10 protein-coding genes are annotated in these 12,546 nt (G+C 71.2%); 8 read left to right on the forward strand and 2 right to left on the reverse strand.

Features of this window, described 5'->3' with window-relative positions; genetic code table 11:
- Window positions 1-1,026, reverse strand: a 1,026-nt coding sequence (locus CKO43_RS15400; RefSeq protein ID WP_200379165.1) for a lysylphosphatidylglycerol synthase domain-containing protein, incomplete at its 3' end; no start/stop codon positions are given.
- A 135-nt stretch (window positions 1,027-1,161) separates the two neighbouring features.
- Entirely contained in the window at window positions 1,162-2,580 is a 1,419-nt protein-coding gene (locus tag CKO43_RS15405; protein ID WP_200379166.1) for a diguanylate cyclase domain-containing protein, read from the reverse strand.
- A 420-nt stretch (window positions 2,581-3,000) separates the two neighbouring features.
- On the opposite strand from CKO43_RS15405, the gene CKO43_RS15410 reads away from it, so the two are divergent.
- The 8 genes from CKO43_RS15410 to CKO43_RS15445 all read left to right on the forward strand — a co-directional run bounded on the left by CKO43_RS15410 (window position 3,001) and on the right by CKO43_RS15445 (window position 12,545).
- On the forward strand, window positions 3,001-3,837 hold the full coding sequence (locus CKO43_RS15410; RefSeq protein WP_200379167.1) for a methionine ABC transporter ATP-binding protein: 837 nt from the start codon (window positions 3,001-3,003) through the stop codon (window positions 3,835-3,837).
- Window positions 3,830-4,492: a methionine ABC transporter permease gene (locus tag CKO43_RS15415; RefSeq protein WP_200228161.1), complete on the forward strand. Its 663-nt coding sequence runs from the start codon at window positions 3,830-3,832 to the stop codon at window positions 4,490-4,492. The genes CKO43_RS15410 and CKO43_RS15415 overlap by 8 nt, the downstream gene beginning before the upstream one ends.
- Before the next feature lie 41 nt (window positions 4,493-4,533).
- Window positions 4,534-5,358, forward strand: coding sequence for a MetQ/NlpA family ABC transporter substrate-binding protein (locus CKO43_RS15420; protein WP_200228160.1), 825 nt, complete (start codon window positions 4,534-4,536; stop codon window positions 5,356-5,358).
- Window positions 5,359-5,378: 20 nt separating this feature from the next.
- Window positions 5,379-5,936 (forward strand): 1,2-dihydroxy-3-keto-5-methylthiopentene dioxygenase, encoded by a 558-nt coding sequence (locus CKO43_RS15425; RefSeq protein ID WP_200379168.1) that lies wholly within the window; start codon window positions 5,379-5,381, stop codon window positions 5,934-5,936.
- Entirely contained in the window at window positions 5,933-7,291 is a 1,359-nt protein-coding gene (locus CKO43_RS15430; RefSeq protein WP_200228158.1) for a phenylacetate--CoA ligase family protein, read from the forward strand. Before CKO43_RS15425 ends, CKO43_RS15430 begins: the two co-directional genes overlap by 4 nt.
- Window positions 7,292-7,376: 85 nt before the next feature.
- Window positions 7,377-9,638, forward strand: coding sequence for a helicase-related protein (locus tag CKO43_RS15435; protein ID WP_200228157.1), 2,262 nt, complete (start codon window positions 7,377-7,379; stop codon window positions 9,636-9,638).
- 336 nt (window positions 9,639-9,974) lie between these two features.
- A complete protein-coding gene (gene nhaD / locus CKO43_RS15440; protein WP_346014416.1) occupies window positions 9,975-11,258 on the forward strand; it encodes a sodium:proton antiporter NhaD in 1,284 nt (427 codons plus the stop codon).
- A 408-nt stretch (window positions 11,259-11,666) separates the two neighbouring features.
- A complete protein-coding gene (locus tag CKO43_RS15445; RefSeq protein WP_200228156.1) occupies window positions 11,667-12,545 on the forward strand; it encodes a (Fe-S)-binding protein in 879 nt (292 codons plus the stop codon).
- The last annotated feature ends 1 nt before the right edge of the window (window position 12,546 follow it).

The following is a 12,546-nucleotide window of genomic DNA, read 5'->3' on the forward strand; positions in this document are numbered from 1 at the left end:
CGCCATGCGGCCCACCGGCGCCGCGACGCCGGTGCGCAGCTCGTACAGCGCCAGCACCGCCGCTGCCGCCACCAGCGGCAGCACGTGGTAGATGCCGCGGTACAGCAGCAGCGCGCCCAGCACCTCCTGCACCGGCACCTGCGGGCCGAGCGCGGCCAGCATCACGGCTTCGAACACGCCGATGCCGCCCGGCACGTGGCTGACGATGGAGGCCGCGATCGCCACCGCGTAGAAGGCGACGAAGCTGGCCAGTGGCAGCGCCCCGGCGGGCAGCAGGCACCACAGCACCGCCGCCGAACACGCCAGCTCGACGCCGCCGATGGCCAGCTGGCGCAGCGCCAGCCCGGCCTGCGGCAAGCGCATCGACCAGCGGCCCAGCCGCAGCACGCGCTGGCGCGCGCACAGCACCACGAAGCCGGCCAGAGCGGCCAGCGCCAGCAGCGCACCGGCGCGCAGCAGCAGCGCCGGCAGGTGCAGCTGCGGCGCCACCAGCTCGGCCGCCCAGAGCAGGCCCAGGGCGCCGAAGGCGGTGATGCCGAGGAAGAACGCGGCGGCGTTGAAGACGATGGCGCGCGTGATCTTCGCCGGCTCGACGCCCGCGGCGCCGTACAGCCGCATGCGCACCGCGCCGCCGGTCAGCGGGCCCAGGCCGATGGTGTTGCCCAGCGCGTAGGCGACGAAGGAGGTCAGCATCACCGTGCCCGGCCGCACCTGCGCGCCGGCGTGGCGCAGCGCCGAGGCGTCGTAGCCGGTCAGCGCGAGAAAGCTCGCGGCCGTGAACAGCAGCGCCAGCACGATGTCGCGCTGCGGGGTGGCCTTGATCGCCGCCAGCACGTCGGCGTAACGCACTTCGTGCAGCACGGCACCGAGGGCCGCGACGATCACGAGCACGAAGAGCAGGCCGAGTGCGGCCAGGGCCCAGGGCCGGGCGCGCGGCCACCATTCGCCCAGCCAGGCCCACGGTTTCCAGCGTGCGCTCAGCGCGGCGTGGCTGGTGGTGGCGGCGGGATCGGGAACGGAAACCATGAGCGATTCAAACACCAGCCGGCGCGTGCATCGCAAAGACCCGCCGGGGTGCGGGAGCGTGCGGCGCCGGGGAACGGCCGCCGGCATCGTGCCACCGCGTGCCCGCAGCGGGCCTGCAGCCGCTGCGCACCCGGCTCAGCCGGGCGGCGCGTCCGCCGGCGCGTCGCCGTACAGCCGCACCGTGTTGCGCCCCGTGTCCTTGGCCCGGTACATGGCCGAATCGGCCCACTTCAGCACGTCGGCGGTGCCGGCCTCCTGCCCGGTGAAGAGGCTGACGCCGATGCTGGCGGTGCAGCGGTGCTCGACCTCGGCGAGCACGCCGCCGTCGCGCTCGATGCTCAGCCGGTAGGGCTCGCTCAGCGCCTTCAGGATCTTGTCGGCCACGCCCAGCGCCTGCGTCGCGGAGCGCCTGCGGTCGATGTCCAGGCTGGGCAGCAGCACGATGAACTCGTCGCCGCCCAGGCGCGCCACGGTGTCGGCGCGGCGCACGCAGTGCTCCAGCCGCGACGCGGCCTGCAGCAGCACGGCGTCGCCGACGTCGTGGCCATGGCGGTCGTTCAGCGCCTTGAAGTTGTCCAGGTCCAGGAAGAGCAGGGCGCCGCAGTGGCCGCTGCGGCTGCTGGCGGTCATCGCCTGGGCCAGGCGGTCCAGCAGCAGGCGGCGGTTGGGCAGGTCGGTGAGCGCGTCGTGGAAAGCCAGCTGCCGCACCTGCTGCTCGAGCAGCTTGCGCTCGGTGATGTCGCGCGTGATGCCCTGGTAGCCGGTCACGGCGCCGTGTTCGTCCAGCCGCACCCGGGCCATCACCTCGCCCCAGCGCAGGCTGCCGTCCTTGCAGCGGTGCTGCGCCTCGAAAGCCATGAAGCCCAGCAGCCGCGGCGGCCCGGGTTGCGGCGGCGCGCGCTGCAACTGCTCGGCCGCGGTGGCCGCGCCCTCGTCGGTGAGCATCTCGAACAGGTGGCGGCCCAGCACCTCGCAGGCGCGGTAGCCGCGCAGCCGCTCGTCGGCCGGGCTGATGTAGGTGACGCGCAGGTCCCGATCGGCCTTCCAGATGATGTCCAGCGTGTCCTCGATCAGCTGGCGGTACAAGGCCTCGCTCTGGTGCAGCTCCTGGGTGCGGATGCGGATCTCGGTCTCCAGTTCCCGGTTGCGCTCCTGCAGCCCGGCCAGCGGATAGACCTCGCCGTCGCGCACCAGGTGGTAGGGGATCGAGATGCCGCTGTGCACGATCTTCCACTGCGCCGCTTCGAGCCGGAAGATCAGCACCAGCCGCGCCACCTCGCGTGCCAGCGTGTGCTCGGGCATCGGCAGGTGGATGTGAAAGAAGGCGGTGGTCGCGACGACGTCGTCGCTCAGGTCCTGCAGCGCCAGGTCCAGCATCTCGATGCGGATCGGCAGCGGCACCTGCGCGAAGTCCTGCAGCGTGATGCGCACCCACTCGAGACGGTCGTGCACCAGCACCGCGCCGCCGCCGGTGTAGCCGCTGAACTCGTCGCTGAACAGTTCGGTCAGGCGCTCGTCGCGCGAGGCGTACATGCGGATGTACGTGTCGAACAAGCCGCGGATCTGTTGTTCTCGATGAGCGTGCATGGCCTTGGCTGGCTCGGTGATGGCGGGCGTCGCCGGCGGCCGGTTCGGGTCGCCGGCCGCCCAGGCTGCTCCGGTCGTCCTGCGGCTGCAGACAGCGGGCCTGGCCTGGCACCGCCGCCCTGGACGGCCTGATTCGCCCCAACGGTTCGGGTTGGATATCGGCAGGAAACCGGCGCGATGGAGGGTTGTATCTTGATCCAGCGCACATCGGCCCGCGGCCGACACGGCCGCAGGTACCGGTCATCGCTTCAAGCGGCCGTCGCCGCTGCAGGCGTCCGGATGCCGGCCGGGGCACCTGCTGGGCAAGCATTCATATCTGTTTTACTTCGTTCCGGGCGCCTTCTGGCATGAGGAGACTCATATCTCCGCTTCCGTTTGTGCCGTCCCATGTCCGTCCCCGAAACCCTCGCCGCGCCGCTGATCCGGCTCGACGGGCTCTTCAAGTCCTATCGCCTGCCCACCGGCGACAGCTTCGACGCGGTGCACGACGTCTCGCTGCAGGTGCGCCGCGGCGACGCCTTCGGCATCGTCGGCCAGAGCGGCGCCGGCAAGTCGACGCTGCTGCGCCTCGTCAACCTGCTCGAGCGCCCCGACCGCGGCCGCGTCGAGGTCGAAGGGCGCGAGCTGACGGCGCTGGGCAAACGCGAGCTGCGTCTGGCGCGGCAGTCGATCGGCATGATCTTCCAGCAGTTCAACCTGCTGCAGAACGCCACCGTCTTCGACAACGTCGCCTTCCCGCTGCGGCTGCACGGCTCGCGTTCGCGCGCCGAAATCGCCGCGCGTGTCGCCGAGTGCCTGGCCATCGTCGGCTTGAACGACAAGCGCGACAGCTACCCGGCCCAGCTCTCGGGCGGGCAGAAGCAGCGCGTGGCGATCGCCCGCGCGCTGGCGCCGAACCCTTCGGTGCTGCTGTGCGACGAACCGACCTCGGCGCTGGACGCCGACACCACGCGCCAGGTGCTGCGCACGCTGGCCGACATCAATACCCGCCTGGGCGTGACCATCGTCATCGTCACCCACGAACTGGAGGTGGTGCGTTTCCTGTGCCGCCAGGTCGCCGTCGTCGAACGTGGCGCGGTGGCCGAGCAGTTCGCGCTCGCCGAACGCGGCGTGCGCCGCCGCACCTCGCTCGGCCGGGCGCTGCAGCGCCTGGTCGACCACCCGCCCGAAGTCGACGACGCCGACGCCGCGGCCACCGAAGAACCGGAGCCGGTCCATGCCTGAGAACATCGTCTCGCTGCTGCCCGAGCTCTGGCTCGCCGTCGGCCAGACGGCGCTGATGCTGGCCATCGGCCTGGGCGCGGCGCTGCTGGTCGGCGGCCCGCTGGGCGTCTGGCTGTTCCTGCTCGGCCCGGGCCAGCCGCTGGCTTCGGCGCCGGTCTACAGCGTCGTCAGCTGGCTCGTGAACCTGGTGCGCTCCTTCCCCTTCATCATCCTGCTGGTGGCGCTGGTCCCGGTCACGCGTGTCATTGCCGGCACCTCGATCGGGCCGCTGGCGGCGGCGGTGCCGCTGTCCTTCGCCGCGATCCCGTACTTCGCGCGCCTGGTGGAGCAGACGCTGCGCGAGGTGCCGCGCGGCGTCGTCGAGGCGGCGCACGCGATGGGCGCCTCGGAGCTGCAGATCGTCTGGCGCGTGCTCGTCGTCGAGGCGCGCTCGGGCCTGGTGCTGGCGCTGACGGTGCTGTCCATCAGCTTCCTGTCGTACTCGGCGGTGGCCGGCGTCGTCGGCGGCGGCGGCATCGGCGACCTCGCGATCCGCTACGGCTACTACCGCTTCCAGACCGACGTGATGGTGTTCACCGTCGCGATCCTGGTCGTGCTCGTGCAGCTCATCCAGTTCGGCGGCAACACGCTCGCGCGCCGGCTGGACAAGCGCTGATTCCCCGCTCCCCGCCTCACCCGAACCAGGACTTGCTCACCATGACGTATTCGCGCCGCTCGCTGCTGTCCGCCGCTGTCGCCTTCGCCGCCGTGCTGGGCGTGGCCACGCTCGCGTCCCACGCCCACGCGCAGCAGAAGAAGGAGCTGGTGATCGGCGCCACCGCCGGCTCCAACCTCGACGTGCTGAAGCTGGGCATCAAGCCGCAGCTCGAGAGCAAGGGCTACAAGGTCCGCCTCGTCGAGTTCAACGACTACGTGCAGCCGAACCAGGCGCTGGCCGACGGCGCGCTCGACGCCAACTTCTTCCAGCACATCATCTACCTGAAGAAGTTCGCCGCCGACCAGAAGCTCGACATCGTCGACATCGTGCAGGGCCCGATCGCGCCGCTGGGCCTGTACTCGCGAAAGTTCAAGACCGTGGCCGAAGTGCGCGACGGCGCGCGCATCGCGCTGCCCAACGACCCGACCAACCTGGCGCGTTCGCTTGTCTTCCTGCAGCAGCACAAGCTGCTGACCGTCAAGCCCGGCGTCGACCCGCTGCGCGTGACCGAGAAGGACATCGCCGAGAACCCGAAGAAGCTGCAGCTCGTGCCGCTGGAGGCGGCGCAGCTGCCGCGTGCGCTGGACGACACCGACTTCTCGATCATCAACGGCAACTTCGCGATCTCCTCGGGCCTGAAGCTGACCGAGGCGGTGGCGCTGGAGAAGACGCCCGACTACTACCTGCTGGTCGCTGCCGTCAAACGCGCCGACCGCGACGCGCCCTGGGCGCGCGATCTCGCCGAGGCCTTCAAGACGCCGTACTTCAAGCAGGTGCTGGACAAGAACTTCGCCGGTTACGCGCGGCCGGCCTTCCTGCAATGAGCGTCAGCCGGGAGCAATCGATGCAGGTCTGGCTGTTCGACGGCGAAGGTGCCGTGCGCGAGCACGCGCGCGGCACGGGCGCCGGTGTCGCGCTGCTGGCGCGGCTGGGGGTGGAGGCCGGGCGTGTCGAGATCGAGCCCGACGCCGACTCCGGCCACCACGCGGCGCTGCAGGCGCTGCGCGAGCGCTACGGCATCGTGCACGAGGACCGCGTCGTGCTGCGCCCGGGCGACCCGGCCTGGCCGCCGCTGCGCGCGCGTTTCCTCGAGGAGCACACCCACACCGACCTGGAACTTCGCATCTTCGTCAACGGCCGCGGGTTGTTCCATGTGCGGCTGCCGGTCGGCGAACTGGCGGTGCTGTGCACGGCGGGCGACTGGATCGCGGTGCCGGCCGGTGTCGCCCACCGCTACGACGGCGGCCACAGCGCCGACTTCGAGGCGCTGCGTTTCTTCTCGCGCGCCCAGGGCTGGGAGGCCGCGCCCACCGGTGCCGGCGCGCCGACGCTGCCGCTGCTGGACGAGCTGCTGGCCGGCCGCGTGGCGGCGGCGGCAACGGCGGTCGCGGGGGGCCGATGAGCGCTGTGCTGGCCGAGGCCCGTGCCAGCCTGAACGGCGAGCCGCGCTATTGGGAGCCGGCGCTGGAGACGCAGTCGCGCGCCGACTGGGACGCGCTCAAGCTCGTGCGTCTGCGCCGGCACCTGCGGCACGCGGTCGACGGTTCGCCCTACTACCGCGCCGCCTTCGCCGCCGCCGGCGTCGGCCCGGACGATCTGCAGTCGCTGGCCGACCTGAGGCGCTTCCCGACGCTGGACAAACACACGCTGCGCGAGCGCCAGCTGGCCGTGCCGCCGCTGGGCGACATCACCGCGGTGCCCGAGCGCGACGTGGTCTACCTCTGCGCCTCCAGCGGCTCGACCGGCGTGCCGACGGCCTCGCCGTTCACCGCCGAAGACTTCGAGGACTGGATCAACTACGAGGCGCGCCAGTTCTGGTCGTCGGGCCTGCGCCCCAGCGACCGCTACGGCCACGCGCTCAACCTGTCGCTCTTCGTCGGCGGGCCCTGCGTGCTCGGCGCGCAGCGCCTGGGCGCCCTGAGCGTGCATGCCGGCACGCTGCCGTCGGAGCGGCTGCTGCAGATCGCGCAGCAGTTCCGGCTGACGGCGTTGTGGACGACGCCGTCCTACGCCTGGTACCTGGGCGAGACCGCGCTGAAGCAGGGCCTGGATCCGCGCCGCGACCTGGCGGTGCGGCGCATCTTCGTCGCCGGCGAGCCCGGTGGCTCGATCCCGCAGACGCGCGAGCGTATCGAGTCGCTGTGGGGCGCCAAGGTCTACGACTACTACGGCCTGTCCGACATCTTCGGCTCCTGCGCCGGCATGTGCGAGCAGCAGCACGGGCTGCACTGGGCCGAGGACCACATCCACTGGGAGGTGCTGGACGCCGCGGGCGAACCGGTGGCCGAAGGCGAACGGGGCGAACTGGTGCTGACGACGCTGACCAAGCGCGCGCGGCCGATGATCCGCTTCCGCACCGGCGACATCGTCTCGTTCACGACCGAGCCCTGCCGCTGCGGCCGCACCAGCGCGCGCCTGCTGGGCGTGCACGGGCGCCTGGACGACATGCTGATCATCAAGGGTGTCAACCTGTTCCCGAGCGACGTCGAGGCCGTGGTGCGGCGTTTCGGTGAGTTCAACGGCGAGTACCGCCTCGTCGTCGAGCGCGAACACCATCTCGACCGGCTGACGGTCGAGGTCGAGACCGCGGCCGGATTCATCGGCGACACGCTGGCGCTGGCCGATGGTTTCGCCCGCGCGCTCAAAGGCGCCAGCGGCGTATCGGCCGAGGTGCGGCTGCTCGCGCCCGAGACGCTGCCGCGTGCGACGCACAAGGCGCGGCGCGTGGACGACCGGCGCGAACACCTCTGGGCCTGAACGCGCCCAGGGGGCCCGCGAGCACGGGCGTGCGGGGCGGCGGGTGAGGGCGGTTAGAGTCCGAGCCTCGTTCGAACCCCTGCACATGACCGCTTCCCGTCCCGCCGAGTCCACCCGCCCGCTGCCCCATCTGCCCGAGCCGCGCCACCTCGCGCGCATTCCCCCGGGCGTTTCGCCGGAGGATTTCGAGCGCGTGCGCCGTGCCGCGCACCAGCTGCCGCAGGTCACCAAGCCGGCCGACTACCTGGAGCCGCACGCGCCGCGTTTCGAGGCGCACCTCGACGAACTCGGCCTGATCCTGCTGCAAAAGGCGGCGGGCACGCGGCCCAGCCGCTGGATCGAGCCGCGCCTGGTGCCTTTGGCGCTGGCGCAGCTCGAGGCCACCGGCACCGGCCCCGAGGTGCGCGCGCTGCTGAACGACCGTGCCGCGGCGCTGGAGACGCTGGGCCTGGTGCGCCATGCCGGCGCCTTCACGCGGCTGGTGCAGGACACGCTGCAGGTCGAGATCCCGGACGAGGACGCACCGTTCGTCGTCACGCTGCCGTTCCGGGTGGCGGTGGACGACGCGCCGGTCTGGGCCTTCTACCGCGACGCCGACCAGGAGCGCCTGCGCGCCGCGCTCGGCCCGGCGCCGCGCCATCCGCAGCGTGACGCGATCACCGCCCATCTGGCGCGGCTGGTGGCGCGCAGTGCGGCGCTGTCGACGCGCGAACTGGCCTCGCTGCTGCCGCGGCTGCAGGCCGAGTGCGCCCGGCCGCAGCGCGCCGAGGAGCTGATGGCCGCCTGCACCCGGGTGCAGGACCGCTGGGAATACCGCGTCACCGAGCTCGACACGCTGCAGGGGCTGACGAGCGAACTCGCGTTCCAGGGCTACCCCGACACCTTCCCGAAGGCGCGCACCCAGCAGCGCACCGTCAAGCTCTACGTCGGCCCGCCCAACAGCGGCAAGACGCACGCGGCCTTCGAGCGCCTGTGCCAGGCGCGCGACGGCGCCTACCTGGCGCCGCTGCGGCTGCTGGCGCTGGAAGGGCGCGACCGCATGGTCGGGCGCGGCGTCGCCTGCTCGCTGCTGACCGGCGAGGAGAACGTGCCGGCCGAGGGCGCGCGCTTCGTCTCGAGCACGATCGAGATGGTGTCGACCAACCAGCCGGTCGAGGTCGCCGTCGTCGACGAGGCGCAGATGATCTTCGACGGCTCGCGCGGCTGGGCCTGGACCCAGGCCATCGTCGCGGTGCCGGCGAGCGAGCTGATCATCATCTGCAGCGACTACGCGGTGCCGGCGATCGAGAACCTGCTGGGCGTCTGCGGCGAAAGCTGCACCGTGCGGCGCTTCGAGCGCAAGCAGCACGTCGAGCTGCTGCCGCGGCCGGTGGCGCTGGACGCGCTGCAGACCGGCGACGCCGTCGTCGCCTTCAGCCGCCGCGACGTGCTGACGCTGCGCGACGCGATCGCCGCCAACGGGCGCGCGGTCTCGGTGATCTACGGCGCGCTGCCGCCCGAAGTGCGGCGGCGCGAGGCCGAACGGTTCGCCAGCGGCGAGTCGCAGATCCTGGTCGCCACCGACGCCATCGGCATGGGGCTGAACCTGCCGATCCGGCGCGTGCTGTTTTCGACGCTGACCAAGTTCGACGGTGTCGGCGACCGCCTGCTCGACGAGTCCGAGGTGCACCAGATCGCCGGCCGCGCCGGGCGCTTCGGCATGCAGGAAGAAGGTTTCACCGGCGTGCTCGACCTGGCCGAGCCGACGGCGGCGCGCACGCTGAAGGAACTGCTGCTGCGCCAGCCCAAGGCGCCGCGCCACTTCAAGGCGCCGGTGGCCCCCAACGGCTGGCACGTGCGCACGATCTCCGAGCGCCTGCAGGCCAGCCGGCTGCGCGACGTGCTCGGTGTCTTCGTCGACCGCTTGAAGCTCGACGACGCCCACTTCGCCGTCGCCGAGCTCGACGCGATGCTGGCGCTGGCCGAGCAGCTGGACCACGCCGCCGGCGCGCTGCCGCTGGCGGGCCGGTTCATCTACGCGCAGGCGCCGGTGGACACGCGCAGCGAGGACGCGCTGCAGGAGTACCTGGACTGGGCGCGCAACCACGCCCGCGGTGGCCGCGCCGGGCGCCCGAGCTTCCTCGACAGCGTCGACGGCTGGAGCCGGCTCGACCGCATCGAGCAGGCCTTGCGCGCCTGCACGCTGTGGCTGTGGCTGGACCTGCGTTTCCCTGGCGTCTTCGGCCTCGTCGAGGAGGTGCAGGCCTTGCGTGCGCAGCTGAACGACGGCATCGAGCGCCAGCTGCAAGGCAAGCGGCCGCTGGCGCAGATGCGGCGTGCGCGCAAAGGTGGCGGCCCGCACCGATAAAGGGCTGGACGCCCCGTTTTGTCACATTGCGGGAAATTTGTCGTCGGTCAATCGATTCCGACAGATGAAAGCGTCCAATCCCCTACAGGATCGCGTCTTATCTCGATGCGTTCCGAACGGTGATCCACAGGGTCACCGGCAGCCTGAAGAGCAGCCGGAACGATCTCCGGCAGCCCGAATACCGGCACCGCGAACAGCCGCGAGCGACCCGCGTGACGGACCGGCAGGACCGGCCGCAGCACGCCACGCCGTTGGTTTTTGCGCGACGCCAACCGCGGCGGCACGGCCCGACCGTGACGCGCCCCAACCAGAACCCCCCATACCCGGCCCGATGAGATGCTGACGACAGCACTGGTGATCGTTTTCGTCGCCGCCTACGCGGCGATCGCATTGGAGCATCCGCTCAAGGTCAACAAGTCGGCGACCGCGCTGCTGGCCGCCGGCCTGCTGTGGACGCTGTACGCGACCGGCAGCGGCGACCCGCAGCGCATCGGCGGCGAGCTCGGCGAGTCGCTGATGGGCACGGCGCAGATCGTGTTCTTCCTGATGGGCGCGATGACCATCGTCGAGGTCGTCGACTCGCACAACGGCTTCGAGGTCATCACCTCGCGCATCCGCACCGCCCGGCTGTCCTCGCTGCTGTGGCTGGTGGGCGTGGTGACCTTCTTCCTCAGCGCCATCCTCGACAACCTGACGACGACGATCGTGATGGTGTCGCTGATGCGCAAGCTGCTCGCGCGGCGCGAGGACCGGCTGTTCTTCGCCGGCATCATCGTCATCGCCGCCAATGCCGGCGGCGCCTGGACGGCGATCGGCGACGTCACGACGACGATGCTGTGGATCGGCGGCCAGATCACGGCGCTGCAGATCATGAAGTCGGTGTTCCTGCCGGCAGTGGTCAGCCTGCTGGTGCCGCTGGCGGTGACGGCCCTGGTGCTGCGCGGCAAGCCGGTCGTCGCGCCGCCCGAAAGCCGCGACGAGGACACGGTGCCGACGACGGCCTTCGAGCGCAAGCTGATGTTCTTCCTCGGCCTGGGCATCCTGGTCGCCGTGCCGGCGTTCAAGACCGTGACGCACCTGCCGCCGTTCCTGGGCATCCTCTTCGGCCTGGGCATCCTCTGGCTCGTCGGTGACCTGATCCACCGCCACCAGGACGACGACTACAAGCTGCGTTTCACGCTCGCGCACGCGCTCAGCAAGATCGACATGAGTTCGATCATGTTCTTCGTCGGCATCCTGCTGAGCGTGGCGACGCTGGAGCACACCCATGTGCTGGCGGGTCTGGCCACCTGGCTGGATCACACGATCGGCCGGCAGGACCTGATCGTGATCGTCATCGGCCTGGTGAGCGCGGTGGTCGACAACGTGCCCCTGGTCGCGGCCTCGATGGGCATGTACAGCCTGACCGACTTCCCGCCCGACCACTTCCTCTGGGGCTTCATGGCGTATTGCGCCGGCACCGGCGGCTCGATCCTCGTGATCGGCTCGGCCGCTGGCGTCGCCGCGATGGGCATGGAGAAGATCGACTTCTTCTGGTACGTGCGCCGGATCAGCGGTCTGGCGCTGATCGGCTACTTCGCCGGTGCCGGCGTCTACCTGCTGCAGCACCACCTGGTCTGAGCGTGACGGCCGCGTCCGGCAGTCGCCGGCACCTGCGATCTGGGGGTCTTCACGGGTCCTCCATCCCGCCAGATGAACTGGTTTGTCGTTCGTCAATCCGGATCGGCGGGCGCGCGCGTCCAATTGCCTGCAGGGTCGCACTGCCATCGCGGCGCGATCCGGAACTCGGCGGTCAACATGGTCGCCGGCGTAGTGAAGTGGTCCGTCAGACCGATCTCTGGCTGCCCTGTGAACCGACGCTTCATCCCGCCGCCGACCGGCGACAGGAGTTGCCGACGCTTGCATGCGTAGCCCCGCCGCCCCGGCTCAAGGCCGGCCGTGGCCCGACTTTCGCACTGGCATCGGCCGCTCCGGCGGGCTGGGCGCCGCCATGGGGCGTCAGGTAGGACGGTCCGGGAGAGGGAATCGATGGAGCAGATGGGGATCTTCGGCATCGCAGGCGGCTTCATGGCGGCGCTCGGCGTCGTGCTGGCCGGCGTGCTCGCCTTCGCCAACCGGCGCCTGCTGGTGCAGGAGGATCCGCGCATCGACGCGGTCGAGGACCTGCTGCCCAAGTCCAACTGCGGCGCCTGCGGCCTGGCCGGCTGCCGCAACTTCGCCGAGAAGGTGGTCGCTGGCGACATCGTGCCGGCGCGCTGCACCGTCAGCAGCGCCGAGCAGGTGGGCTCGATCGCCAAGCTGCTGGGCGTCGGTGCCGGCGAGGTCGAAAAGCGCGTCGCGCGCCTGGCCTGCGCCGGCGGCAAACACGTCGCCCACATGCGCGCCCACTACGCCGGGCTCGAGACCTGCCGCGCCGCGACCGTGGTCAGCGGCGGCGGCAAGGAGTGCGCCTGGGGCTGCCTGGGCCTGGGCGACTGCGTCGCGGTCTGCAAACACGGCGCGATCACGCTCGACCTGCACGGCCTGCCGCTCGTCGACCCCGACAAGTGCACCGCCTGCAACGACTGCGTCGAGGTCTGCCCCAAGGGCCTGTTCTCGGTCGAACCCGAGGACCGGCGGCTGTGGATCGCCTGCCGCAACCGCGCCGAGGGCGACGTCGCCGAGGCCTCGTGCGAAGTCGCCTGCACCGCCTGCGGCCGCTGCGTCGCCGACGCGCCTGACGGCCTGATCACGCTGAAGAACAACCTGGTCGAGATCGACTACGCCGGCAACGACCAGGCTGAACGCCGCTTCACCGACCGCTGCCCGACCGGCGCCATCGTCTGGTTCGACGACCGCGGCCGCACGCTGCGCGGCCACGCCGCCAAGAAGATCCTGCGCCACGACGCGCTGCCCGTGCGCCTGTAGA

It is taken from the genome of Rubrivivax gelatinosus (assembly GCF_016583785.1).
In the GTDB taxonomy this organism is placed as follows: domain Bacteria; phylum Pseudomonadota; class Gammaproteobacteria; order Burkholderiales; family Burkholderiaceae_C; genus Rubrivivax; species Rubrivivax gelatinosus_B.